Here is a 26134-nt window from a genome sequence, read left to right as displayed (position 1 = left end):
ACCCTTAATTTGCCAATTATTTACTATGATAAACAATTACACGGTATGAGTGCATTGAATGCAAGATTACGTTATCTTTTTAACAGTTATTATAATCAAACGGCTACCGAACAGGAGCAGGATGAGCTGTTTCAAATTATTAATGCCTCAACCAATGATGCCGAATTAACAGCACTTATTCAGCAAGCATGGAATGATCTTGACGTAAATGAACCGCTTTTTGACCCCTCAAAAAGCATGGATATGTTAAACAATATCCTGAAAAATGGCAACCAGGACACTATTCATATTATTAAGCCTCCTGATCATCACAAATTATGGCTGCGATTAGGTACTGCTGCCGCATTGATGATTTTTTTAGGTTTTGGAGCCTACGTTTTGATCAACAAAAAAAAGCAATCTGACCCCAAAAAGAGCATAGCCAAAACACAGCCCACTCATGACGCGTTACCTGGAGGCAACAGGGCCTTATTGACGCTTGCTAATGGTAAAACGATTTATCTTGACAATGCTCAAAACGGCGTTCTGGCCAGGGAAGGAAGCACCCAAATCAATAAAACGCGCGATGGACAATTGGTCTATAAAGGTGGCAAAGACGGGGCAGTAAACGGAGCGGTGCCGATGAATACCATTACTACCCCGAGGGGCGGGCAATATCAATTAGTACTTAACGATGGGAGCAAGGTTTGGTTAAACTCTGCATCGTCACTAAGCTTTCCAGCCGTATTTACCGGTAAAACCCGCGAGGTTGAAATTACCGGTGAAGCTTATTTTGAAGTTGCCAAAAACGCGGCAATGCCTTTCAGGGTAAAAGCTAACCATACCGTTATAGAGGTTTTGGGCACCCATTTTAATACCATGGCTTATAATGACGAGGCCGTAATGAAAACTACCCTTCTTGAAGGAGCTGTTAAAATAAGCAACAATCATTATACCAGTGTTTTAAAACCGGGCCAGCAAGCATCTTTAAACCAAAATGGCGAGATCAGGGTGGTTAATGATGCTGATGCTGATGAGTCGGTAGCCTGGAAAGACGGACTGTTTCAGTTTACGGATGCCAGTATTCAATCGATCATGAGGCAGGCTGCCCGCTGGTATGATGTGGAAGTAAGTTATGAAGGCCAGATACCCGTTAGGGAGTTTACCGGCCGTATATCCCGTAATGTAAAAGCATCGGAGCTTTTGGGGATGCTTAAATATGCGGGTGTCAATTTCAAAATAGAAAATAAACACATTACGATAACGCAATGATCCTGTTTATCAGGATAAGAAGATAACTAATCAATTATTCACCTTAAACAACCCTATGATGGAAGAAATACCAAAAATAAGTTAGCTCCCGGCAGGGGGACCCTCAACTTTTTATATGCCGTTTTTTGCTCATCAATCTTGTAATGCAAAAGCAGTATGTACATAGGTATACGATATATAAAAAACCGGGAAGTGTTCGCTGCACTTTCCCGGCTAATTATCTGGGTCCCAAAAAAATGCAATCGACGAATTGAATTTAATGTTTAACCCAAACTCTACAAACTTATGAATTTTAATTCTAAGGCCACGCCTTTGGCATGGCCCCAATTATCCAAAATAATACTGGCTATGAAGCTAACGGCTATTATTATAATTGCAGCCCTTACTAATGTAAGCGCAAAAAGTTATAGTCAGGTAGTGACCTTGCATCAGAAGAACACTACTGTTGAAAAAGTACTCAGATCAATTGAAAAACAAACCGGTTATCATTTTTTATATGATAAAAAGGATGTATCCAATACCGGTGGAATAAATGTTGAAGTATCGAATGCTTCACTGGCAGAAGCGCTTGATCAGTGTTTTAAAGATCAGCCCTTAACTTACAAAATATTCGAAGAAACCATTGTAGTTAAAAAGAAGGATGCAGACGCTCCAGCTGCCCCCGCGGCGGCATTTAAGGTGCAGGGAACTGTAAGTGACGATAAAGGGCCGCTGCCTGGCGTAAGTGTCAGGGTGAAGAGCTCAAACGTGGGGGTAGTTACCGATGTGAACGGTAAGTATACTTTAAACGCACCCGATGCTAATGGTACCCTGGTGTTTAGTTTTGTTGGTTATGTTACCCAGGAAGTGCCTATCGCGAATAAAGCCCAGCTTGATGTAAAGCTTGTTGAAAGCCCAAAAGCGTTAAGCGAAGTGGTGGTTGTAGGTTACGGTACACAGAAAAGGGTCGATCTTACCGGCTCAGTGGGTAGTGTAAGTGCCAAAGGTTTACAGGAACGCCCTGCTATTAACGTTGAGCAGGAGCTTGCTGGGAAAATTGCCGGTGTAAACGTATCAACAAACTCCGGTGCTCCGGGTGGTGAAACCAAGATCCGTATACGTGGTTACAGCTCTATCAATGCGGCAACAGATCCTTTATATGTAGTGGATGGGGTGGTATGGACAGCTGGCGGTGCGGCGTTGAATCCTAATGATATCGAAACTATCGACGTACTGAAAGACGCTTCCTCAACAGCTATATACGGTACCCGTGGTGCTAATGGTGTAATTTTAGTAACTACCAAACGCGGTAAAAAAGGTGGTTCTGTAAGCTACGATGCTTATGGAAGTATCAGCTACATGGCCAAAGAACTGCCCGTATTAAATTCAAAAGAGTTTTTATCAGTTGAAGACCAGTCATATGCCAACATTCCTAAATATGACCCTACCGGCTGGGCTGCGGGCAAATATGTTGATGATGATCCTAAAAAGATCCGTACCGCGCTGATTGGTAAATTGTTTGATCAGAATCTGAATCCGCTGTATGATGTGGATTGGCAAAAAGCTACCACTCGTACAGCCTATAGTCAAAATCACAACGTTACATTTACCGGTGGTTCTGACAACCTTACTTATGGTTTGTTCCTGAATTACGCAGATGATGAGGGTATTATATTGAATAGTTATCAAAGACGCTACAATGCACGCTTAACAATTGATCACCAGGTAAAGCCATGGTTAAAAGTAGGTGCTACCATTAACTATAACAGCTCTGAGCAACGCACCGCGGATGACGGTACAGGTGGTAATAATATTCCGCGTATGCTGATTGAGATGATTCCGATTGTGCCTATAAGGTACCCGGATGGCACTTATGGTAAAAGAACCGATTATCCAAACATGGAGGGTGGTGACAACCCGGTTGCACAGGCTAATGAGATAGAAAATCTTTACAGAAAACGTGTATTTAGCGGCAATGGTTATGTAAACCTAAACCTTGCACCGGGCCTGGAGTTTCGCAGTACATTAGGCGTTACTACGCAGGCCAATTACAACCCACATTTTCAGAGTGGTTTAGTAGGCGGGGCAACGGCAGATCAAAGCAATAGCTCGGCTTCTATAAATGAATATAATGATACTTTCTGGCAGTGGGAAAACCACTTTACCTATAACAAAACGTTTAATAAAATACATTCATTAAACGTAGTTTTAGGTACAGAAAGGCAAAACTTTAATGAGTTGAGTGTTGGTTCATCAACATCGGGTTTAGCAGATAATTATTTCCAATTCAACAACCTCGGTGCCGGCTCAGTACCGGGTACACCCGCATCAGGATATTATTCATGGCAGATACAATCATATTTCGCGAGAGTGAACTATGGTTATAAAGACAAGTATTTGTTAACTGTTACCGGTCGTGAAGATGGTTCGTCACGTTTTGGTACAGGTAAAAAATATGGTTTCTTCCCATCAGCGGCATTGGCCTGGCGTGTTTCTCAGGAAGATTTCATGAAGGATAACAAAACCATTTCCGATCTGAAACTTAGATTTAGTTATGGATTAACCGGTAACTCTGAAATTGGTCAGTACAGATCACAAGCGTCATTACCAATAGGCAGCTATCCGTTTGGTGGTAACCGTAACTCAGCAACAGTAATTGATATCGGCAGCCCTGGCAACCCGGATTTGCAATGGGAAAAAACGTCGGAGTATAACTTCGGTTTGTCATTTGGTGTATTGAATAACAGGATCACCCTTGACGCTGATGCTTATTACAAAAAAACCAAAGCATTGTTGTTAAATGCACCACTACCTGAAACCAGCGGATTTAATAGTGTATATAAAAACATTGGTAGTCTTGAAAATGAAGGTATTGAGTTAACGTTAAACACAGTTAACATTAAAACGGATAATTTTAGCTGGAATTCTACATTTAATATCTCCTTCCTGAAAAACAAGATATTGCATTTAGGGGAAGCAAATGATGATATTTTCCTTGATCCAACATTCCTTTCACAGTTTAACTTACTACGTGTTGGTCAGCCGGCCAGTGTTTTTTATGGCTATAAAGTGTTAGGTACCTGGGGTACTGCAGAGGCTGCTGAAGCAGCCAAATACAACCTGTTGCCAGGAGATTTGAAAATTCAGGATACCAACGGCGATGGTAAGATCACGGTTGCTGATAAACAGATCCTGGGTAAATCAACACCATCCGGTTATGGAACGTTTAGCAACACCTTCCGTTACAAAGCGTTTGACCTCGGTATCGAGTTGCAGTTTAACTATGGCAACCAGATCATGAACTTAACCCGCCACTCTGGTCAGGACCGTACCGGTCAGGCAAACAGCTATGCTACTGTGTTAAACGCATGGACGCCTACTAACCAAAATACCAGTATTGCACAGGATCGTCCGGCTTATGTTTATTATCAAACAGAGATCTACTCAACCAAGGTAGAGAGCGGTAACTTCATCCGTGGCCGTAACGTAACCTTAGGCTATAATTTCCCGGATAATCTGGTTAAGAAAATAAAACTAAGCCGTTTAAGAGTGTATGCACAAGGACAAAACCTGTTCCTGATCACTAAGTACACCGGGTATGATCCTGAAACTTCTACCTATAACGGCAGCAGTAACTTTACCCAGGGTATACAATTTTATGATTATCCAAAGCCAAGAACCTTCTTATTGGGTTTAAATGCAAGTTTTTAATTAAATACCTCAATACGTATAATTATGAAATTTAATTTAAAAAAATACAGGATCGGTCTTTCAGCGCTGATCGTTATAGCAAGTGTATCTGGTTGCAAAAAATATCTTGATGAAGATAACCGCAGCAACTTTACACAAGATAATTATTTTACCTCTGCCAACCAGGCCCGTACTTTTGTGAACGGCATTTATGGAGGTTATATTAATAACATCAATTATGGTCTTTACTTTTTTCAAAATGGAGATGCTTATGGCGAGGCTCCGTTTATTACATTGGAACTTTTTGCCGGACATACCACAACATTGGGGCAAAGTGTAAATAATAAAAAAGTAATAAATGAGAATACCGACCCTACCAACCCGGGCTTTGAAACCGTTTGGAAAAGCTGTTATACGGCCATTGAAGAAGCCAACCTTGCCCTTGCCCGCATTCCAGCTATCAGTATGGATGCTACCGTTAAAAAGTCGCTGTTAGGAGAAGTTTACTTTTTGAGGGCCTTTTACTATTACCACTTGGTAAGACTGTACGGCGATGTTCCGTTGATAACCCAACCAGTTGATTTATCAAGTCCGCTTTTGTATCCGGCCCGTACACCACAGGCACAGGTTTATGACCTGGTTGTTAGTGACCTGCTTGCTGCGGAACAGTCTGGTTTACCCAATACCGATCAAACAGGTAAAGTATCATTAGGCGCGGTACACACCTTGCTTTCAAGTGTTTATTTAACCATGGCCGGTTATCCCTTGCAAAAAACAGAAAACTATCAGAAAGCTGCTGATGAAGCTAAACAGATATTGCCTTTGTATACGCTGTTTACAGATTATGCTTATTTGCATGACAATCCTCACAAAAACCAGGGTGAACTGATATTTCAAAGCCAGTACCTGGTAGGAGTAGCCACTAATTCCATAACTCAATTAACTGTGCCCTTCAACTTGCAGGTTGGTGCCTATGGAGATCACCTGGGAGCAATGATCCCAACAGACGCTTTCTTTGCCAGTTATGAGGCCGGGGATAAACGTACAGAGGAAAAACAATTCTATTTTTCTAAATATCCGGATGCCAATAATCTTGCTGATACGATCACTTTTGGAGAGCACTGCCTGTATAAATATTTCCAGGTTGAAAGCTCAGTATCAGGCACGGCTAATAGTGGTAAATGTGATGAAAACTGGACGCTTTTACGTTTGCCGGAAGCCATGCTGATTTATGCCGAAGCATCAAATGAGGTAAATGGTCCTACTGCTGATGCTTACGATGCGGTTAATCAGATACGTACCCGTGCAAAATTGGCGCCATTGAGTGGTTTAACAAAAGATCAGTTCCGTGTTGCTATCTGGAAAGAACGCTATCATGAACTGGCTTATGAAAATAAGGCTTATTTCGATATCCAACGCACCCATCAGGTATATGATGTGAAGAATAATGTGTTTGGTCCGGCAACCTCTACTGCAAATGAGCAGGGAGTTACGATGAAGGATCAGTATTATCTGTGGCCAATACCACAACGTGAAATTGCTACCAATAGCAAATTAACACAAAACACAGGCTGGTAGTAATGAATAACCAGAATGAAAAAAGTCCCCGGTTAACCGGGGACTTTTTTGTTTAATGCCATTCTTCGTTGTAAACAAATTTGGGCATCTGCCAGTTATAACGGATTGATAATAGGCGTAATGCCAAACCAATAACGCATGCCAGTACGATGGCAAGCTCTGAACTGCCGCCCAGATACTCAATACCTAAATAAGCTGCTCCGGTAACTATCGAGGCGCTGGCGTAGATCTCTTTATGAAACAGCAAGGGGATATCATTACATAAAACATCACGAAGCACACCGCCCGCGCAGCCAGTGATCATCCCGCTAAACATCACAATGATAGGCGGGAGGTTTATTTCCTGCGCTATCTGGCAACCTATAATGGTAAATACCACCAAACCCAAAGCGTCAAGATATAAAAATAGCTTTTTGAGTTTGGTCATTAAGGAGGCAATGATGGCAGCTAATATGGCCGCCCCGGCAGTGATGAGCAGGTATTCGGGATGCTCAACCCAGCTCATGGGGTAATGGTTAAACAGGATATTGCGCACGGTACCTCCGCCCAGTGCGGTAACCCAGGCAATGATACAAACACCCACCCAATCCATATTACGCCTTCCGGCTGATAAAGCGGCCGTCATAGCTTCGGCAATAATGGCGATGATGTATAATATATGCAGCATAATGATCCTGGGGTTTTGAGTGCGAATTTACTAAATAAACGACGTTTAAACAGACAGGTAAACTGGGTTTACATGGTTTACACTTTTTATGGTTTACATTTTTTTAATGTATTGAAAATTAATTAGTTAATATTTTTTATTGCTGTATTGTGGGTTTACAGTGTAAACCATCTTTTCGGCCTCTGCGAGGGGGGAGAGGATGTTAAATTCTCCGCTTGAGCGCGTAATAGCATAAGAGATGGCAGACTTAAATTTGAAAGCATGGGATATGTGCGATTCCCTCCCTTGGGAGGGTAGGGAGGGGTTATATACTTCCTGCATCCAGAATAAACCCCTCCCTGCTACCGCGCAACCCATCGCACCCCTCCCGAGGGAGGGAACTTAAACTGCAAATAACCCTTTATCTATTATGAACTATTACTCAGGAGAATGGCTATTCGGCCTTATTAAGCCAGTTTTTACCTTCGCTGAAGCGCGTTACCAGCATGGCGGCAACCGTGTCGCCTGTGGCGTTTAAAAGGGTAGCCATAGGATCAACCAGGGTGCCGATGATCATGGCTGGAGGGAGGGCCTCTGGCGGAAAGCCATAGGCGGATATAAATAGCAATTCGCCGATGTATCCCCCGTTGGGTATCCCGCCTTCAACCAGGCTTACCAGTACGGTCATGCCCAGGGCTAGGGCTATGGTATCGGCACTGTTAAAACTTTTGCCGAATAAGGCAAACACTACCACCATTTTTACTATAGAAGATATGCTTGAACCATCTTTATGCAGTGTGCCGCCCAGCGGGATGGTTACATTGGCTATAACATCCGGGATGCCTATTTTTTTTGCGGCATCCAAATTGGCGGGTATCGTAGCTATGCTGCTGCAGGTACCTACGGCTGTTGCCGATGGGATAATGTTGTTGCGCCAGTATTTTTTTATACCCTTTACACCGCCGGCTATAAAAGCATATAAGCTGAATATCACTACAAAATAAAAAGCCCCAACGCCATAATATAAACCCATGGAACGGGCATACCCGCCAAATAATTGCGGACCGAACACACCAACCTGGTAAGCGAAATACGCCCCCAAACCAATGGGCCCGAGCTTCATGATCAGGATAAATATGTTTTTAAATACCTCGTTACCACTATGTAAAAAACGGGCAAAAGAAGCCCCTTTTTCGCCCGAACGTAAGGTAGCAAAGCCTATCAGTATCGAAAATATAATAGCGGCCAGCATGCTTTTCCTGGATAGGAGCTCATAAAATTCGCTGGTTGTAAATAGCTGGGTGAGCTGATCGCCAAATGGTTTTTTGACGATGCTTTCGGTGATGGGGCTGGCCACCAAATGTTGGTGGATAGGAAATATCCATGTAGCAATAATAGTGATGATAGCGGCTATAAGTACGGTTGATAAAAACACCAGCGAGGTAATTCCCAGTAACCGACCAAGCCGGTTTGATCCATCGAGCCCGGCAATGGCCGATGCTATGGCAAAAAACACGAGCGGCACTACGGCCGTGAATAACAAATTCAGGAAAATATCACCGATAGGTTTTATGAGCTCAACTTTTTTGCCTAAAAATAATCCGGCTATACTGCCTGCTATAATACCGATCATGAGCAGTATGATGCCCTTGTAATTTTTAAACCAGTTATTCATTGGGCTAATATAACTGTTATATGGCGAAATATCCCTCGGTATAGGCTATGGTGTGGACACATCTTTTTGACGAACTAATAATTTTGGAAAGCTGCTCCGGAGGAGCAAAATGTCGGTAGAAATAATAAAATCCCGCCTCTTTTAGTGCCGTAGGTACTACACTAATCGAGATTGACTTTTATGGCACAATTGTTTGATCCAAAGGTTGAGATTGACGTAACCTACGGCACGTGAATTTTTTTTGATCCTATTCTACCGACATTCAACCCCTCTGGGGTTTATCAAAGAGATGTGTCCACACAGTAGCTGGCATAGGGGTATTAGGGTCAAAACCCGAGCTAAACTTTTAGCTGATTATAATTAAAAATGTATTGGTATTTTTATTTGGATTTATTCTAAATAAAAATAACTTTGCGCCATTGAATCGCTATCGGTTTAAACATATATAACTATTGATCCCCTTAATGCAATTAATTCCAAAGCAATGACGCATTTTTTACGAAAAATTCATCCACCCTCATTCAATTTTATAGCCTTCATCTTCTTTTTAACACTTTGCCTGAATACCAGTTTGGTATGGTCTCAATCAACGCTGGGTACTGTTAAAGGAACAGTGAAAACATCTGATGGCAAAGCCGCTGAATATGTGAATGTTGTTATTACGGCAACAAACCAGGGCGCTACTTCAGGGCAAAACGGTCACTTTACTATTAAAAATGTAGCGCCTGGCACTTATAGTGTGTCGGCCAGCTTTATAGGTCTGCAAACGCAAACTAAACAGGTTGTAGTAGTTGCCGGCGAAACCGCCACTTTAAACTTTGTTTTAGCCGAAGGCGGTAAAGAGCTGCAGGAGGTTTATGTTCAAAGCGCAAAACATAACAAGTTTTTGAAAAAAGAAACAGAAGATGTTGCCCGCTTACCTATAAAAAACCTCGAAAACCCACAGGTTTATAGCGTAGTAACCAGCGAATTGATGAAAGAGCAGGTAGTAACCAGCTATGTAGATGGTTTTAAAAACATTCCCGGAACAGGTGTGCCATTAGTATACAATAACGGGCGTACCACCCTTTTATCCCGCGGATTTACTACCGGTAACTTTATCCGTAACAGCGTTGCGGGCTACAACTTTAACGCTATTGACCCTGCGGATATCGAAAAGATAGAAGCGATCAAAGGTCCTACAGGCACTTTATTCAACAGCAGCCTGGCCTCATTTGGTGGTCTGTTTAACCGGGTTACCAAGCAGCCATTTGACGGAACGCGTACAGAAATTACCTATCAAACCGGCAGTTTCGATCTTAATCGTCTTACAGCCGATGTGAACATGCCTTTAAATAAGGATAAAACAGTATTATTCCGGGTGAATACGGCTTTACATAATGAGCATAGCTTTCAGGATGCGGGCTTTAACCGCAGCTTTTTTATAGCACCAAGTATTACCTACATCGTTAACGATCGCTTATCGATTGATGTTGATGCCGAAATAGGCAATGGAAATGCAACCTCCGCTTATCGCCTCGCGCCGGATCCTAAAGCGAAAATTTACAATATTCAGGATCTGGGTATCGATTATAAACGCTCCTTTGCTAATAACAACCTCGATTATCAGAGCCGTCAAATTGATATTTATGGGTTGATCAATTATAAGATATCTGATAACTGGAAATCACAAACCATGTTCAACAAAACCTTCTCCACCACAAAAGGCTTTGTTACAGCGTTTACCATAGCGGATACTGCCATAAGACGACAGGCGATTAAAGAAGATTATCCATATTATGTTACCAATGTACAGCAAAATTTTATCGGCGACTTTAAAATAGGGCAGTTTCGTAACCGCATTGTTGCCGGTATAGAGTACTACAACCAAAAAAGTAACAATACGAATGTTTCGGTAAATATGCCGCTCATCAACTATAAAACCCCGGGAGCTGCTTACAATAATTTTACCCCTGAAAAGGTTTCTGCACTCATTGCCGCCCAGGCACCAATAGCGGGCAATTATGTTCAAAACAACCAGAGCTCATACGCGGCCTATGTATCGGACGTGTTTAACATTACCGACAGGTTGAACGCCATGGCCAGTATCCGTATAGACCGGTTTGTGAACAAAGGCGCTTACACCCCGGCTGATGGCAAAACTGTAGGTAATTTTAGTCAAACAGCATGGTCGCCAAAGCTAGGCCTGGTTTACCAGGTTGTAAAAGACCAGGTATCATTGTTTGGTAACTACATGAATGGTTTTAACAATGTTACCGCAATCAGCTTTGATAACACCCCTTTTAAACCCCAATACGCCAACCAATGGGAAGCAGGTGTAAAGATTGATGCCTGGGATCATAAAATAAGCTCCACAGTAAGCTACTATGATATCTCGGTAACCAATACAACCATGGATGATCCCGCACACGCAGGATTTTCAACCCAGGCCGGTACACAGCTAAGTAAAGGCATCGAGGCCGAAGTGATTGCCAACCCTTTTGCCGGGTTCAACATTGTGGGTGGTTTCGCGTACAACAACAGTAAAATAACAAACGCGGCAGCGGGAACAGGCTTGCAGGGTTTACGCCCGGCAGCATCAGGTCCTGCGCGCTTAGCCAATTTGTGGATGAGCTATCGCATTACCCATGGCAAAGTGCAGGGTTTAGGTTTGGGTGTTGGTGGCAATTATGGCAGCTCATCATACCAAACCAATACGGCTACATTTAAATTCACCATACCATCGTATACCACGGTTGATGCGACAGCTTTTTATGATCAGCCCAGATACCGCATCGGTGTAAAGGTGGATAACCTGACTAACGAAAAATACTGGTCGTTCCGTTTGGCACCGCAAAACCCCACACGTTTTACTTTAAGTCTGAATCTGAAATTCTAAATTGTTGAATATCAAAAGGCCTGCTGATTACATGTGTAGTCAGCAGGATTTTTTGTTTTATCTATCTATCGGGAGACACAAATATGTGTCTCTACGTTTTGTTTTGATGTGGAGATACATATTTGTGTCTCCTTTTTTGTTTTAATGTACGGGTACATATTTGTCTCCTCCAATAAGGCAATTTATTATATTAGCGATCAATTTTAACCACCGATGCAGATTGAACAGGCCAGGGAATTTATACTGGATAAACTAAAAAAAGAGCTTCCTGAATGTTTTCATTATCATAACGCCGATCATGCTGTGGATGTGTATACGGCATCAAAGCAACTGGCGCAAAGTGAGGGGATAGGCGAGGAGGAGACCCAATTACTGCTCACTGCGGCATTATTTCACGATTCGGGCTTTTTATCGGGTCAAAAAGATCATGAAAGCAAATCATGTGATAATGCCCGTTTATATTTACCTAACTTTGGTTACACCGGCGAAAATATTGAGCGGATCTGTGATATTATTATGGCCACAAAAATGCCGCAAAGCCCGCATGATCATTTAGGTGAAATTATTTGTGATGCCGATTTGGATTATTTAGGCCGGAATGATTTTTTTGTACTCAGTAAAAAGCTATTTTCGGAACTTGTAATAACTGATGGTTTAAAAAGTGAACAGGACTGGGATAAACAGCAGATCATTTTTCTTAAAAATCATCATTACTTTACAAAAACGGCTATCCAGTTGCGCGGCCCTGTTAAGCAGTTGCATCTGGATGAGATTATTAAAAGAACAGTTTAAAAGTATAATTCATGACCCAATCGGAACACAGTTTACCCGAAATAATTAAGGATGTAGTAACGGTTATCATCGGGATATTATTTTGCGGTTTTGCCCTGAAAGGCTTTTTGGTACCCAATAGCTTTTTTGATGGTGGTGTTACCGGTATATCGCTATTAATACATGAACTGTACCATGTTAACATAGCATTTGTTATTGTAGTAGCCAACATCCCCTTCATTATCATGGGGATGTTCCAGGTTAACAAGTCGTTCGCGCTTAAAACCTTTGCCTGTGTGGTTGCATTGGGTATTTGTCTGCATTATGTACCATACCCGGTTATTACGTCTGATAAACTGCTGGTATCCATATTCGGCGGGGTATTTATGGGGCTGGGCGTAGGCCTGTCCATCCGTGGTGGCTGTGCGTTGGATGGTATCGAGATACTGGCGCTTTACACCTTAAAGCGAAGCAGTTTTACCATCAGCGAGATCATCCTGGGTATCAATATCATCATATTTTTAATAGCGGCCTTTAAACTTGGGTTGCCGACTGCATTGTATTCCATCTTAACCTATTATACCGCTTCACGAACCATCAGCTTTGTGATTGACGGCCTGGAAGAGTACACGGCAGTAAATATCATATCTGGTCAAAGCGAGATCATCAAAGAAAAACTGGTGATGGAATTAGGCAGGGGTATTACCATTTACAAAGGCGAGCGTGGTTTCCTGAAAGAAAGTTTTAATGTACACCAACCGGTTGATATCATCTTTACCGTAATAACCCGCTTTGAAGTACGCCGGTTAAAAAACCTGGTTCACAGTATCGATCCCAAAGCTTTCGTATTTACCAATAGCATCAAGGAAGCCGCAGGTGGTGTATTGAAGAAAAGAGTAAGGGAGCATTGATTTTTTAAGTATCAAGTTGTTAATTGGTATCAAGTAGCTAGTATCAAGTATCAAGATTCTTGAATATTTTAGACGCCTGAAAATCCTGTCTTGATACTAGCTACTTGATACTAAAACTGGATACCGTCTTAAGAAACCACCTCGTATATCTCTACCGGTTTGGCTTTGTTTTTCAGACTTACTTCGCCAATTTTATTGAACTCGAATGATTCTTTGGCCTTTTCGTAAACCTCGTCGGTTACAATGATCTGATTGGCCTGTGCTACCGACTGTAAGCGTTGTGCCAGGTTAACCGCATCGCCTATTACGGTATAATCTAACCGTTTCAGAGAGGCCGAGCCGATGTTACCAGAGATCATTTCGCCCGAATTGATGCCTATAGAAACCTCAGGTTTAAAAGTTCTGTCGCCATAAACTATGGCTTCGGCGGCGTGCATTTTCTCCCGTACGGCAAGGGCGGCGTCAATAGCGCGGTCGAGATGATATTCGCCCCTGAAAACGGCCATCACCGCATCACCCATGAACTTATCGATATGCCCGTTTTGTGCGATGATCTCTTTTACCATGGCATCAAAAAGCTTGTTAATCAATCCTACTACGGTGTTGGCAGGTACATGCTCTGAAATGGCTGTAAAGCCGCATATATCAATAAATAGAACGGTGGCGTCGATACTTTCGTTGGAGAGCAGGCTGGTTTCAAACTCCTTGTGGGTCATAAAGTTTAAAACATTCTCGTCAACGTACATACGCAAAATGTTATTCTCCTTGATAGCCTGTAAGGTTTTTTTGAGCTCGATAACGTGCAGCAGCGTTTTTTCGATGGTGATATCCAGGTCGTCGAAATTAACGGGTTTGCATACAAAATCAAAAGCGCCGCGATTCATGGCGGTACGGATATTTTCCATATCGCTGTAGGCCGATACCATGACTGCCTTTAAGATAGGATTGGCCTCGGGCAGTTTGGTAAGCAGGGTAAGGCCATCCATTTCGGGCATGTTGATGTCGCTTAAAACCACATCAATATCCGGCTGTTCGGCTAATTTTTTAAGGGCGTCAAAACCATTCTGGGCAAATACAAAATCAAATACCTTTTCTCTTATCTTTTTCCTGAATTTCTGTTTGATGAGTAATTCCAGGTCAGATTCATCATCAACCACCAGTATCTTGGCCATTATTGTTCTATGTGTTTTAGTTTATCTTTAAGGCTATTAAAATCAAGGGGCTTGGTTAAAAAATCATTGGCCCCCAAATCCATTGATTGTCTATAGTTTTCATCATCACCATAAGCGGTTATCATCATCACTACCGGCGGTGGTTTTTCGTAAGTGCTCCTGATATTTTTAAGCAGCTCCAGTCCGCTCATGCCGGGCATATTAATGTCCGATAAAATAAGGATCACCTCTGAGTGATTTTGCTCCAGGTATCCCATGGCTTCTTCACCTGATAACGCGAATGTAAAAACCATTTCACCGCTTTTGATCTCCTTGCGGAAACGCTGGGTAAATAATGGCTGTACATCGGCCTCATCATCAACAACAAGTATTTTCATTAGTATAATAACAGTTTGTCTTTTTTAATTAACCATTTGTCGGTATGGTGATGGTAAATTTTGCGTATTCACCTTCTGCGGTATCTACCTTCAATTCGCCATTATGCGCCTTGGTAATAATATCATAACTCATGGATAAGCCCAAACCAGTTCCCTGCCCGGTAGGTTTGGTAGTGAAAAATGGCTGATATATTTTATCCAGCACTTTTTGCGGGATCCCCATACCATTATCACTTACTGTAATTTCAACAGCATTATGACCATTAGCAAGCGTTACGTGTTTGGTAGCTACATTAACCATAGGCTCATAACCTTCACCTTTCAATTTTTTCTTTTCGGCTACGGAATAAAACGAGTTGTTGTACAGGTTTAATAATACGCGTCCGAGGTCCTGCGCCATCGCATCAACATTGCCAATGGTTTCATCAAAACTGGTTCTCATGCCTGCGTTAAATGATTTGTCCTTAGCGCGCAGGCCGTGATAGCTTAAGCGTAGATATTCATCGGCAAGGGCATTAATATCTGTAGGTTCTTTTTTACTGGTTGATGCACGCGAATGCTGCAGCATGCCTTTTACAATGGCATCGGCACGTTTACCATGCTGGTTTATTTTAGAAAGATTTTGGGTGAGGTCGTTAATAATGTCGTCCGCCTCTTCTTTAGTCTCATCAGGTAGCTTGCTTAAAATGTCCTCTTTAAGCTCATCCAGTAACTCGATACTTACTTCGCTAAAGTTATTGACGAAGTTTAAAGGGTTTTGTATTTCATGCGCGATACCAGCCGTAAGTTCACCAAGTGATGCCATTTTTTCCTGCTGTACCAGTTGTGCTTGCGTGCTTTTTAGTTCGGCAAGAGCCTGTTGCAGCTCTTCTTTTTGCTGCGTAAGTTCGGCGGTGCGCTCTTTTACCTGGCTTTCCAGGTTAACCTTCATGGCGGCCATCATACGGTTCTGCTCTTCCTCATTACGGCGTTTGGTACGCTCAATCTCCAATGCTTTGCTTTGCCTGCGGTTGATAAACCACATGGCACAAAACCAAATTACCGCGAACCATATGGCGCTTTCCATAACATTATCAAGGCTCTCGTATAATTTAGGGAATAAATGTTCGCAAATAAACGTAAGAAAACCAACTGCCACAATGGGGATCACCGCGTTAACAAGAGAGCGACTGGATTTTAGCTCTTCTACCGTATATGGCAGGGCTACAACCCCAGCCGCCAGGGCAAAAGTAAGCAATTGAAAAATCCATCGAGTATCAAAATTAAAGCTCGTCGCCATGAGTGCGACAGCGGTACACATGGCATATAGCAAATACTGCGACCACGGCGAATTGACACCATCACGTTTTAGGTTTTTACGCAGTTGTGTACATAAGATAAAGGTAATAAGCGCCGCAAATCCCGCCATAATTCAATTCAGTTAGTCCTGGTATGGTTAATAGTGATCAGTTTTTAAAACTAAATATTTAATTTCAATATATTAAATGTATAGCCTGTTCATGTTACATTTTATTACATCAGCAGGTGGCTTCTTTATACGTAGTTGATGTTTGCCTGGTTATATTTAAAAATACCTGCGAAAAATACGACAAGTTTTCAAAACCCGTTTCTGCAGCTGTTTCATAAAAAAACAGTTGGATAGGGCAGAGTAAATAATTTCCTTTTTCAAGCCTTAAGGTATCGGAAATTTGCAAGAAAATATATTACCTTAGCATTATGTTCATACAATAGAACAATTGTAAATCCATGGAGAAATCGAGAAGAAATTTTATAAAGAATTCAGCCATTGCATCCGCCCTGGTTGCCACTGCACCCGCAAAAAGTTTTGCTATATTACATCAGGATATGAAACCAAATGACCAAACCATCGGACAGGGAGAATTTACCTATAAAGCCGATAAAAACTGGGCAAAGATCAGTGTGAACAGCAACCCGCTGGCCAATTGCCATGAAATGGTACAGGACAGTAAAGGCCGCTTGATTATGCTGGGCGACCACACCCATAACAACATCCTGATATTTGATAAGTCGGGCAAACTGCTTGATTATTGGGGTACCTCATTACCCGGCGGGCATGGTTTAAGTATCAGTAAAGAAGGTGGCGAAGATTTCTTATTACTGACCGATTGCGGCTGGGCTTCGGACAGAACTGGCAATAACTACGGTCAATCTGGCCAGGTGTTGAAAACCACGCTTGATGGTAAACTGATATTTGCGATAGGGCACCCCCGAACCATTGGTATTTACAAGGATGATGAACCCTTTAAACCCACCGAAACAGCTGTAGCGCCTAATGGTGATATTTATGTGGCCGATGGTTATGGCTCTGATTATATTATTCACTACAACAGCAAAGGTCAATATATCAATCATTTTGGTGGTCATCACAATACCAATAAAGATCATAACCTGGTGAATGCGCATGGTGTAACGGTTGATACCCGCGATAAAAATAACCCAACACTGATATGTACCTCGCGTGAAGAAAACTGCTTTAAAGTATTTACGCTCGACGGTAAATTCATTAAACGCATTGATATGCCTGGCATGTACGTATGCCGGGCGGTGATCAACGAGCAAAATATTTATGCAGGTGTATGTTGGTCGAAAGATGCAACCGGGAAACGTTTTGATTATTCGGGCTTTGTAACGGTATTGGATGCGAAGGATAAAGTAGTATCAAATCCAGGTGGCGCTGCTCCGGTTTATAAGAATGGTGTACTCCAGCAAACCTTACAGGCAGTTAATCCAATTTTTCAGCATGGCCATGATGTTTGTGTAGATGAAGATAAAAACGTTTACGTATGCCAGTGGAATGCTTACCACACCGCTCCGGTAAAATTAACTCGTGTATAAACCGGGTAGATTGTAAAAATAGCGTTAATAATAGCCCGGCATCTCATAAAACCGGGCTAAATCATAAATTTGCTATCGTTTCCATATATAATCCATCAACATCGTATTTTAATCTATGTTAGGCAAAAGGGTTCAGGTATATTTTTACCAATCCGTTATTTGTTAAACCAGTAATACCTTGTTGTCGGGTTATCAATAAACCTTAGTAAATAAAAGATGCTTAAAAATAATAGTACACTCAAGACTGTATGTATCGGCATCGGTCTGTCGCTATCTTTCCATACTACATTGTTTGCCCAGCAAAAACAACTGGCCGACTATGTTAACCCCCTTATTGGTGCCAGCACCAATATGCAGTCGGCTGGTAATCCGGCCGGCTTGGGCAAAACCTTTCCGGGAGCTGCAGTTCCCTTTGGTATGGTGCAGGTAAGCCCTAATACCATCACCGGGGGAGATAACGGTCCTGGTTATAGCTACGAGCATAAAACTATAGAAGGCTTTGCCTTAACCCAAATGAGCGGTATAGGCTGGTATGGTGACCTTGGTAACTTTTTAGTGATGCCTACTGCAGGCACGCTAAAAACCAGTGCCGGTAAAGAAGGGCATCACGATGGTTATCGTTCTTATTATGATAAAGCTAGCGAAAAAGCATCAGCCGGCTATTATTCAGTGATGCTGACCGATCATCAGATCAAATCAGAATTGACGGCCACACCGCATTGTGGGATCATGCGGTTTACATTTCCGCAAGGCAGTGGCTCCCGGATCCAGATCGACCTGGCCCGGCGCGTTGGCGGTACCTCGGTTAATCAATATGTAAAAGTGGTTGACGACCATACCATACAGGGCTGGATAAAATGTACACCCGAAGGCGGTGGCTGGGGTAACGGGGCAGGTCATGCTTTTTATACCGTTTACTTTTATGCCCAATTCAATAAACCCTTAAAAGAATATGGTGTCTGGAGTGCCAACATCCCGCAGGGCCAAACCCGCAAATTGGAAGATATTGAAAGCGCCAGATATCAGGATTTGATAGCCCACGCAACTATATTGCCCGGAACCAAAGAGAAACTGGGCAAACACCTGGGCTTTTATACCGATTTTGATACCAAGGCTAATGAACAGGTAATATTAAAAGCAGGTATCTCCTATAACAGTATTGAAGGCGCAAAAAATAACCTGGAAACCGAAATTAAAGACTTTGATTTTGATAAAGTCCATCAGCAGGCCCGCACTTTGTGGAACAAGACCTTATCAAAAATACAGGTAAGCGGCGGTTCAACCGAAGAAAAGTATAGTTTTTATACGGCGATGTATCACACCATGATAGATCCACGCACGTTTCAGGATGTGGACGGAAAATATCCTGGTGGTGATCTGAAACCTCATGTTGCCGATCATTTTACTAAACGAACCATTTTTAGCGGCTGGGATGTGTTCCGCAGCCAAATGCCTTTGCAAACGCTTATCAATCCCGGCTTGGTGAATGATTTGATCAATTCGCAGGTAACGCTGGCAACTGAGAACGGTTCGCATTTTTTTGATCGCTGGGAATTATTGAACGCTTACAGCGGCTGTATGATTGGTAGCCCATCTATATCTGTTATTGCCGATGCTTACCAAAAAGGCATCCGCGGCTATGATGTAAATAAAGCTTATGAGTACAGTGTAAATACCAATACCAAAGACGGTAACGGGCAGCGTGGTTTTACTACAGGTGGTAACAGCATTTCCGGCACGCTGGAGTATGCTTATTTTGATTGGTGTATAGCGCAACTGGCCAAATCGCTTGGTAAAAAAGAAGATGCCGCTAAGTATGCCGAAAAAGCCCTGGCCTATAAAAATGTATGGGATAAAGATAAAAGCTGGTTCCGCCCGAAAAACAATAATGGCGAATGGCAAGAATGGCCCGTCGCCGGCAGATTGCAGCAAGGCTATGGTACGGTGGAGAGCAACCCGTATCAGCAAGGCTGGTTTGTTCCGCAGGATGTCCCGGGTTTGGCCAAGCTGTTGGGTGGTAATGAAAAGGCGATAGCCGATCTGACCAACTTTTTTGAAAAAGCCCCGGCCAATTTACTTTGGAACGATTATTACAACCACGCCAACGAACCAGTGCATCATGTGCCATTTTTGTTTAATCGCTTAGGCGCGCCATGGCTTACCCAAAAATGGACGAGGATCATTTGTCAGCGTGCATATCATAATAAAGTTGAGGGATTGGTTGGCAATGAAGATGTTGGCCAAATGTCGGCCTGGTATGTATTGGCCGCAAGTGGTATAGCGCAGGTTTGTCCGGGAGATATGCGCTATGAGATCACCAGTCCTGTGTTCAGCAAAGTGAAGATCAATCTCGATCCTAAATATGCCAAAGGAAAAGCATTTACTATTGTAGCCAAAAATAATTCCGCAGCTAACGTGTATATTCAAAGTGCCACGCTAAACGGCAGGCCATACCATCATTGTTATTTGGATTATGCCGCTATTTCATCAGGCGCAACTTTAGAGCTGGTGATGGGACCTAAGCCTAATAAAGCCTGGGGGAAGTAGAGGGGGCAGTTTGCGGTTAGCAGTAGATTTACCCTGACATCGCTTCACTGAAGACCCATTTTTCGTCCTTAAAAGGATAAAAAAATATCTCATTGCGAGCGTAGCGTGGCAATCTCGTCGCGTTCTCACGAATAAGAATAGCTACGAGATTGCTTCGTCGTACCTCCTCGCAATGACATGAAGGGGGCTCATCGCTAAGGTATCACCCCGTATTTTTCGCCGTAACCCTATACTGTTCCGGCGATGAGCCAACGTACTTTTTAAAGATGCGCGAAAAGTAATAAGGGTCATCATAACCAAGGGTGGTGGCTATGGTTTTTATTTTATCATCATGAGTATAAAGCAGCTGACAGGCCTTTTGCATTTTTAAGTGGATAAAATAGTCAATAGGGGGCATACCGGTGGCTTTTCTGAAGATATTGGAGAAATGCGATACGGATAAACTATGCCGGGTGGCCATATCTTCCACAGTGAGTTTTTGACTGATATTACCACGCATATTATTGACGGTTTTAGTAATGATATCACCCTCATCTTCTTTATCATGTTGAATATGCCGCTGCGGAAACAGAAATGTAGCTATAAAATGATGCAGGCAAAAACTGGCGTTGCACAGATTCTCTATGCTGTAGCCCATTTCCAATGTTTGATAAATGTTTTGCCATATCTCTATGGCTTTTTCATTAAAAGGTATGGGTATTGGTCCTTTGTTGATATTCAGGTTGAGTGATTGATTAAGAGCGTGGATGTTATCACCTGTATAATGTACCCAATAAATTGTCCAGGGATCGTCCTTGTCGGCCCAGTAGCGGATGTACTTATCCGTAGCAGGTATAATGATGAACTGGTTTGATGTTACCTCATAGCGCTTATTGTCCAATATATAGTGACCCTTTCCCTGCAGACAATAAATGAGGATGTTATCTTCACAGCCCTTACGGCGCTCGCGGTAATGCGCGGCCGCTTTTGGAAAATAGCCCATATAGGTAATATAAATACGGAAAAGCTCGGGGTTTTTATCTTTAGCCTGCCTCAGTATTTTTTGCGGAATAGCCAAAAGCTTTTCTCCTATAAAGCCATCCCGTCTTTTTAAGCTGCTGTTCATGAAGGTGACAATTGGTTTTATAATGGAATATTACATCATTAAAGGATTTGCTTGTAATATATGATGCTATTATAGATAAAACAATCTGCAAATACAATCATTTAAGGCATATTGTAAACTAGTGACAGCATTTTGCCAATATCCAACACTTATTAACTCATTTTTAGTTGAATAATCCATTAAAAAAAATGTTTTACCTATTATAAACAATAGCGCAGGGCTTTACTTTTGAATTGTTCTGTAAGCACCAATTTAACCGGACTGTAAATAAATTTTAAGGAGATGCCGTATTGAAAGCTACACACTAAGTAGCTGATGCGATTCCTTGATTTTAACTATAAAAATATATGTTACTCAAAAACAAAGTGATTTTTTTGACCGGTGGTACCGAGGGTATTGGTTTAGAATGCGCCAAAGTATACAGCGCTGCCGGAGCCCGGTTGAGCATCATCTCCAATAATGAAACCAGTATTTTGGAAGCAAAGGCAAAATTGCCGGCAGGCGGGATATTGTTTATAAAAGCAGATGTTTCTATAGCCGGCGACATGCAAAGAGCCATTGCCGAAACAGTAACTGTTTTTGGTAACATTGATGTGATCCATAATAATGCCGGTATATCGAATCCCTCCAAAGCCGTACATGAAACTACTGCCGAAGAGTGGGATAGACTATTTGACGTGAATGTAAAAGGTATTTATAACACCACCCGCTTTGGTATTGATGAGCTCAAAAAAACTAAGGGAAATATTTTGAATACCAGCAGTCTTGTTGGGGAGATAGGACAGGAGATCCATGCAGCTTATAGCGCCACCAAGGGAGCCGTTAACGCGCTTACTAAATCAATGGCGCTTGATTATGCACCTTTTGGTATCCGGGTGAACGCGGTTTCCCCGGCGGGTGTATGGACGCCCATGTTACGCAGCTGGAGCCAGCAACAACCCGATCCGCTCACTATTGAAAATTATCTGGATGGCATACACGCTTTAGGGTATTGCCCAGAAGGTGATGTAGTGGCCGATGCCTGTTTGTTCCTGGTATCTGAACAGGCCCGTTTTATTACAGGCTGTATTTTACCCGTCAGCGGTGGGGCCGAATTAGGCTATCGTCGTGTTATTAATCCATCAAACCCATTAAATCAGATCTGAAATACATGATAAAGAATATCCAAGTTGACGACGTACGCTATGCTCTTGACGGTAGCGCCGGAAGTGATGCCATACATACCAATCCGGTTTATTCCTACGCGGTAACCCGTTTGTTTGATGATAGCGGACTAACAGGCACCGGCTTTGCCTTTACCCTTGGCGAAGGCAACGACCTGGTTTGCAAAGCAGCCCACTATTATGCCAGCAAACTGGTGGGTAAAGATATTGAAGAAACCATGGCCGATTTTGGTCGCCTGTTTAATCAATTGTCTAATGATCAGCAATTCCGGTGGCTGGGGCCGCATAAGGGTGTGGTGCACCTGGCTCTGGCTTCGGTTACCAATGCCTGTTATGATCTTTGGGCCAAAAAGAGAGGTGTACCCTTATGGAAATTACTGACTGATCTTTCACCCGAACAAATCGTGGCCACGCTTGATCTTTCGTACCTCGAAGATGAATTGACCCACGCGCAGGCCATCCAAATGCTGGCGGATCAAAGGTCAACCAGCGTTCAACGGGAAAATATTTTGCAAACAGGCTATCCGGGCTATGATACTTCTATTGGCTGGTTCAATTATTCCGACGAAAAAGTGCGTGAAAATTGTAAAAAAGCGCTGGAAGAAGGTTTTACGGCCATGAAGCTTAAAGTAGGTTCTGTTGATCCGGAAAGGGATATCCGCAGGGCACACATCGTGCGCGAAGTGGCGGGTGACAGTGTAAAAGTAATGTTGGATGCCAACCAGCAATGGAATCTGCCGCAGGCTATATCTATCTGTAATAAATTCAAAAGCATGAACCCTTACTGGGTAGAGGAGCCAACTCATCCGGATGATGTACTGGCCCATAAAACCCTGGCCGATGCTGTAGCCCCGGTAAAACTGGCCCTGGGTGAGCATGTGCCCAATAAGATCATCTTTAAAAACTACCTGCAAACCGGTTGCGCCTCCTTTATCCAGGTTGATGCGGTGCGTGTAGGTGGGGTAAGCGAATTTATTACGGTAAGCCTGTTATGTAAAAAGTATGGTGTACCGGTAGTGCCACACGTAGGCGATATGGGGCAGCTGCATCAACACCTGGTATTGTTCAACCATATTTCGATGGGGCACGAGGCTTTGTTTTTAGAACACATACCGCATTTGCAGCAGCATTTTGTAAACCCGGTGCATATCAGCAACGGTGTATACATCACTCCGCAGGAGCCCGGCAGTAGTTGCGATCTGATAGCGTTGGGATAGAATCAAGAATCAAGAGACAAGAATCAAGAAAAGAAAAATCAAGAATGTAAAATCAAGATATGAGAATCATAAGAGGATTGATAAAGTAACAAAATTTTGTCTTAACTCTTGATTCTTAACTCTTGATTCTAAACAAAAAACCATGATCCACACCCCCGATTTAGTTATCAGTGCCTTATACATCGCCTTTATTTTTATTATAGGGCTATGGTCGGGCATCCGTCATCAGCGTAAAACCCGGAATAACAATAACGAGGCGGGGGAGTACTTTCTGGCGGGTAAAAAACTACGCTGGCCCATGATCGGTTTGGCGCTGTTCGCTACCAATATATCATGCGTGCATTTGGTGAGCCTGGCCCAAAGCGGCTTTGATAAAGGGCTGCTTAATGGCGATTTTGAGTGGATGGCGGCCTTTACACTCATTTTGCTGGCTTTGTTCTTCGCACCATTCTATATTAAATCTGGCGTGGCTACGCTGCCTGATTTCCTGGAGAAAAGATATGATCGTGCCAGTCGCGATTGGCTGGCAATTATATCGGTGGTATCCGCGGTGCTTATTCATATTGCGTTTTCCTTACTGGCCGGTGGGGTGGTGCTGCATACGCTTTTTGGGGTTGATATGTATACCAGCGTTATTGTTATCTCCATTATTACCACTATTTATACGATTGTTGGCGGTTTAACCGCCGTAGTGGTAACCGAATCTATCCAAACTTTGGTGCTTTTAGGCGGCGCTATTATCATGAGTGTGGCCGCGTACAATAAAATGGGTGGTTGGGAACCCATGGTTGATGTATTAAAACATACCGGCGAACTGAACAAACTCTCGATGCTTCGCCCTCATGGCGATCCAAGCGGGATGCCCTGGTACGCCGTATTTTTAGGCTATCCGGTATTAGGGATCTGGTATTGGTGCGCCGATCAAACCATTGTGCAACGAGTATTGGGTGCCAAGGACGAGAACCATGCCCGAGTAGGACCTTTATTTTGCGGCTTTATTAAAATATTACCCGTTTTTATTTTTGTAATGCCCGGCTTGTTTGCTTACACCCTGGCCCAAAGCGGCCACCTGGATATTTCGGCATTAAAATCGGTTGTTGGCGGGAAAGAAGTAGTGGACAGCAAAGGGATCTACACCCTCATGATCACGCAGTTGATACCGCAGGGATTGATAGGGGTGTTGGTTGCTGCCTTATTGTCCGGCTTAATGAGCCAGATCTCGGGTGCCTTGAACTCCATCTCCACCATTGTGAGCTACGATATTTATAAACGCTATAAGCCCGATGCCCAGGATGCAGGTTTGGTGAAAGTGGGTAAAATAGCTGCCGGAGTATCGCTGGTTTTATCGCTGGCATTGCTGCCCCTGCTTAACCGCTATGGTAGTATTTTCGACGGCTTGAATGATATCATTGCGCATATAGCGCCACCCATAACCTGCGTGTTCCTGCTGGGAGTATTCTGGAAAAAGGCATCGGCGGTATCAGCTAAATATACTTTATGGATAGGTTCGGCTATTGGGGTGATCGTATTCGCGATGAATAAGTTATTTCCGGATACGGTGATAGGGCAGATACCATTTATGATGATGGCTTTTTACCTTTTTGTGGTCTGTGTGCTGATACAGGTAACGCTATCCTATGCCTATCCGGTACAGCATACCAAAGAAAGTTCGACGCTCTACTGGCGATCGCCCTGGGAGCCTCTGCGCGGCCCGGCATGGAGCGGTTTAGGGAATTACAAAGTGCTCTCGGTATTGCTGGTACTCATTATGGTGGTGCTTTTTTACATTTTTAGATAACGTTGATGTATATGAAAAAGTTCTGTATAGTAATCATCTGTCTGCTGGCTTTCACCGCGTGTAATCATCAGCAAGCACAACAATCAGCAGTCGATACCGTCAAAGTAAAGCGCTTTGGCATGGTTACCGGCCTAAAGCCCGAAAAGCTGGCTTACTATAAAAAACTGCATGCCGCAGCCTGGCCGGGGGTATTAAAAAAGATTAAAGAGTGCCATATCCGCAACTACTCTATCTACATTCAAAAAATAGAGGGCAAATATTTTCTGTTCAGTTATTTTGAATATGCAGGGACTGATTTCAACAAAGATATGGCCCGGATGGCTGCCGATACCACCACCCAACGCTGGTGGAAAGAAACTAATCCCACACAAAATCCATTGCCCGAAGCGGCCGCCCAGCAAAAAATATGGCAAAATATGGAAGAGGTTTTCCATACCGATTGATCATGATATCCGGTAAAATGTAACAAATATCATATGTGTTTAAATTAAAACTGTAAGTATTACATTTAATTTATATT

The 26134-nt window shown here is 42.8% G+C and carries 18 protein-coding genes; 12 read left to right on the top strand and 6 right to left on the bottom strand.

Annotation, left to right across the window (positions count from 1 at the left end; all coding sequences use genetic code 11):
- Positions 1-45: 45 nt before the first annotated feature.
- From AC57BQ_RS11785 to AC57BQ_RS11775, 3 genes are all read left to right on the top strand, one after another.
- Positions 46-1251, top strand: a complete 1206-nt coding sequence (locus AC57BQ_RS11785) for a FecR family protein (RefSeq protein WP_496406475.1) — start codon at positions 46-48, stop codon at positions 1249-1251.
- A 285-nt stretch (positions 1252-1536) separates the two neighbouring features.
- A complete protein-coding gene (locus AC57BQ_RS11780; protein ID WP_496406474.1) occupies positions 1537-4941 on the top strand; it encodes a TonB-dependent receptor in 3405 nt (1134 codons plus the stop codon).
- A gap of 24 nt (positions 4942-4965) precedes the next feature.
- A complete protein-coding gene (locus tag AC57BQ_RS11775) occupies positions 4966-6498 on the top strand; it encodes a RagB/SusD family nutrient uptake outer membrane protein (protein ID WP_496406473.1) in 1533 nt (510 codons plus the stop codon).
- Between the two features lie 52 nt (positions 6499-6550).
- Here AC57BQ_RS11775 and AC57BQ_RS11770 read toward each other — a convergent pair whose 3' ends face one another.
- The gene (locus tag AC57BQ_RS11770; RefSeq protein ID WP_090468586.1) at positions 6551-7165 is read right to left on the bottom strand and encodes a trimeric intracellular cation channel family protein; all 615 of its coding nucleotides are present in this window, start codon (positions 7163-7165) and stop codon (positions 6551-6553) included.
- Between the two features lie 433 nt (positions 7166-7598).
- Positions 7599-8819, bottom strand: coding sequence for a dicarboxylate/amino acid:cation symporter (locus tag AC57BQ_RS11765; protein WP_496406472.1), 1221 nt, complete (start codon positions 8817-8819; stop codon positions 7599-7601).
- Positions 8820-9303: 484 nt separating this feature from the next.
- On the opposite strand from AC57BQ_RS11765, the gene AC57BQ_RS11760 reads away from it, so the two are divergent.
- The 3 genes from AC57BQ_RS11760 to AC57BQ_RS11750 all read left to right on the top strand — a co-directional run bounded on the left by AC57BQ_RS11760 (position 9304) and on the right by AC57BQ_RS11750 (position 13379).
- A complete protein-coding gene (locus AC57BQ_RS11760; RefSeq protein WP_496406471.1) occupies positions 9304-11697 on the top strand; it encodes a TonB-dependent receptor domain-containing protein in 2394 nt (797 codons plus the stop codon).
- A gap of 213 nt (positions 11698-11910) precedes the next feature.
- Positions 11911-12489 carry an HD domain-containing protein gene (locus tag AC57BQ_RS11755; protein ID WP_496406470.1) on the top strand — a complete coding sequence of 193 codons (579 nt, stop codon included), beginning with the start codon at positions 11911-11913 and terminating at the stop codon, positions 12487-12489.
- Positions 12490-12500: 11 nt separating this feature from the next.
- Positions 12501-13379 carry a YitT family protein gene (locus AC57BQ_RS11750; RefSeq protein WP_496406469.1) on the top strand — a complete coding sequence of 293 codons (879 nt, stop codon included), beginning with the start codon at positions 12501-12503 and terminating at the stop codon, positions 13377-13379.
- A 128-nt stretch (positions 13380-13507) separates the two neighbouring features.
- On the opposite strand, the gene AC57BQ_RS11745 is transcribed toward AC57BQ_RS11750, so the two are convergent.
- From AC57BQ_RS11745 to AC57BQ_RS11735, 3 genes are read right to left on the bottom strand one after another with little or no spacing between them, the layout of a single operon-like run.
- The gene (locus AC57BQ_RS11745) at positions 13508-14551 is read right to left on the bottom strand and encodes an adenylate/guanylate cyclase domain-containing protein (protein ID WP_496406468.1); all 1044 of its coding nucleotides are present in this window, start codon (positions 14549-14551) and stop codon (positions 13508-13510) included.
- Positions 14551-14928, bottom strand: a complete 378-nt coding sequence (locus AC57BQ_RS11740; protein WP_496406467.1) for a response regulator — start codon at positions 14926-14928, stop codon at positions 14551-14553. Before AC57BQ_RS11740 ends, AC57BQ_RS11745 begins: the two co-directional genes overlap by 1 nt.
- 28 nt (positions 14929-14956) lie before the next feature.
- Complete coding sequence (locus AC57BQ_RS11735) at positions 14957-16336, bottom strand: ATP-binding protein (RefSeq protein WP_496406466.1); 1380 nt, start codon at positions 16334-16336, stop codon at positions 14957-14959.
- Positions 16337-16674: 338 nt separating this feature from the next.
- Between AC57BQ_RS11735 and AC57BQ_RS11730 the strand changes: the two genes are divergently transcribed.
- Positions 16675-17784: a twin-arginine translocation signal domain-containing protein gene (locus AC57BQ_RS11730; protein ID WP_496406465.1), complete on the top strand. Its 1110-nt coding sequence runs from the start codon at positions 16675-16677 to the stop codon at positions 17782-17784.
- 216 nt (positions 17785-18000) lie between these two features.
- Positions 18001-20331, top strand: coding sequence for a GH92 family glycosyl hydrolase (locus AC57BQ_RS11725; protein ID WP_496406464.1), 2331 nt, complete (start codon positions 18001-18003; stop codon positions 20329-20331).
- A gap of 202 nt (positions 20332-20533) precedes the next feature.
- On the opposite strand, the gene AC57BQ_RS11720 is transcribed toward AC57BQ_RS11725, so the two are convergent.
- Complete coding sequence (locus AC57BQ_RS11720; protein WP_496406463.1) at positions 20534-21436, bottom strand: AraC family transcriptional regulator; 903 nt, start codon at positions 21434-21436, stop codon at positions 20534-20536.
- A gap of 347 nt (positions 21437-21783) precedes the next feature.
- Here AC57BQ_RS11720 and AC57BQ_RS11715 point away from each other — a divergent pair, with 347 nt between their 5' ends.
- The 4 genes from AC57BQ_RS11715 (at position 21784) to AC57BQ_RS11700 (ending at position 26057) form a co-directional block, all read left to right on the top strand.
- Positions 21784-22581, top strand: a complete 798-nt coding sequence (locus tag AC57BQ_RS11715; RefSeq protein WP_496406462.1) for an SDR family NAD(P)-dependent oxidoreductase — start codon at positions 21784-21786, stop codon at positions 22579-22581.
- A gap of 5 nt (positions 22582-22586) precedes the next feature.
- A complete protein-coding gene (locus AC57BQ_RS11710) occupies positions 22587-23816 on the top strand; it encodes an enolase C-terminal domain-like protein (protein ID WP_496406461.1) in 1230 nt (409 codons plus the stop codon).
- Positions 23817-23958: 142 nt separating this feature from the next.
- Positions 23959-25614, top strand: coding sequence for a sodium:solute symporter (locus tag AC57BQ_RS11705; RefSeq protein WP_496406460.1), 1656 nt, complete (start codon positions 23959-23961; stop codon positions 25612-25614).
- An 11-nt stretch (positions 25615-25625) separates the two neighbouring features.
- Positions 25626-26057 (top strand): L-rhamnose mutarotase, encoded by a 432-nt coding sequence (locus AC57BQ_RS11700; RefSeq protein ID WP_496406459.1) that lies wholly within the window; start codon positions 25626-25628, stop codon positions 26055-26057.
- Positions 26058-26134 lie beyond the last annotated feature (77 nt).

Source organism: Mucilaginibacter sp. BGA-UO-ETr-C110 (genome assembly GCF_059567985.1).
The sequence above is the reverse complement of the archived record's forward strand: the minus strand, read 5'-3'. Positions and strand labels throughout refer to the sequence as shown.

Coding starts and splice junctions, on each gene's coding strand:
- AC57BQ_RS11785 (WP_496406475.1), top strand. CDS start 46: ATGAGTGCATTGAATGCAAGATTACGTTATCTTTTTAACAGTTATTAT.
- AC57BQ_RS11780 (WP_496406474.1), top strand. CDS start 1,537: ATGAATTTTAATTCTAAGGCCACGCCTTTGGCATGGCCCCAATTATCC.
- AC57BQ_RS11775 (WP_496406473.1), top strand. CDS start 4,966: ATGAAATTTAATTTAAAAAAATACAGGATCGGTCTTTCAGCGCTGATC.
- AC57BQ_RS11770 (WP_090468586.1), bottom strand. CDS start 7,165: ATGCTGCATATATTATACATCATCGCCATTATTGCCGAAGCTATGACG.
- AC57BQ_RS11765 (WP_496406472.1), bottom strand. CDS start 8,819: ATGAATAACTGGTTTAAAAATTACAAGGGCATCATACTGCTCATGATC.
- AC57BQ_RS11760 (WP_496406471.1), top strand. CDS start 9,304: ATGACGCATTTTTTACGAAAAATTCATCCACCCTCATTCAATTTTATA.
- AC57BQ_RS11755 (WP_496406470.1), top strand. CDS start 11,911: ATGCAGATTGAACAGGCCAGGGAATTTATACTGGATAAACTAAAAAAA.
- AC57BQ_RS11750 (WP_496406469.1), top strand. CDS start 12,501: ATGACCCAATCGGAACACAGTTTACCCGAAATAATTAAGGATGTAGTA.
- AC57BQ_RS11745 (WP_496406468.1), bottom strand. CDS start 14,551: ATGGCCAAGATACTGGTGGTTGATGATGAATCTGACCTGGAATTACTC.
- AC57BQ_RS11740 (WP_496406467.1), bottom strand. CDS start 14,928: ATGAAAATACTTGTTGTTGATGATGAGGCCGATGTACAGCCATTATTT.
- AC57BQ_RS11735 (WP_496406466.1), bottom strand. CDS start 16,336: ATGGCGGGATTTGCGGCGCTTATTACCTTTATCTTATGTACACAACTG.
- AC57BQ_RS11730 (WP_496406465.1), top strand. CDS start 16,675: ATGGAGAAATCGAGAAGAAATTTTATAAAGAATTCAGCCATTGCATCC.
- AC57BQ_RS11725 (WP_496406464.1), top strand. CDS start 18,001: ATGCTTAAAAATAATAGTACACTCAAGACTGTATGTATCGGCATCGGT.
- AC57BQ_RS11720 (WP_496406463.1), bottom strand. CDS start 21,436: ATGAACAGCAGCTTAAAAAGACGGGATGGCTTTATAGGAGAAAAGCTT.
- AC57BQ_RS11715 (WP_496406462.1), top strand. CDS start 21,784: ATGTTACTCAAAAACAAAGTGATTTTTTTGACCGGTGGTACCGAGGGT.
- AC57BQ_RS11710 (WP_496406461.1), top strand. CDS start 22,587: ATGATAAAGAATATCCAAGTTGACGACGTACGCTATGCTCTTGACGGT.
- AC57BQ_RS11705 (WP_496406460.1), top strand. CDS start 23,959: ATGATCCACACCCCCGATTTAGTTATCAGTGCCTTATACATCGCCTTT.
- AC57BQ_RS11700 (WP_496406459.1), top strand. CDS start 25,626: ATGAAAAAGTTCTGTATAGTAATCATCTGTCTGCTGGCTTTCACCGCG.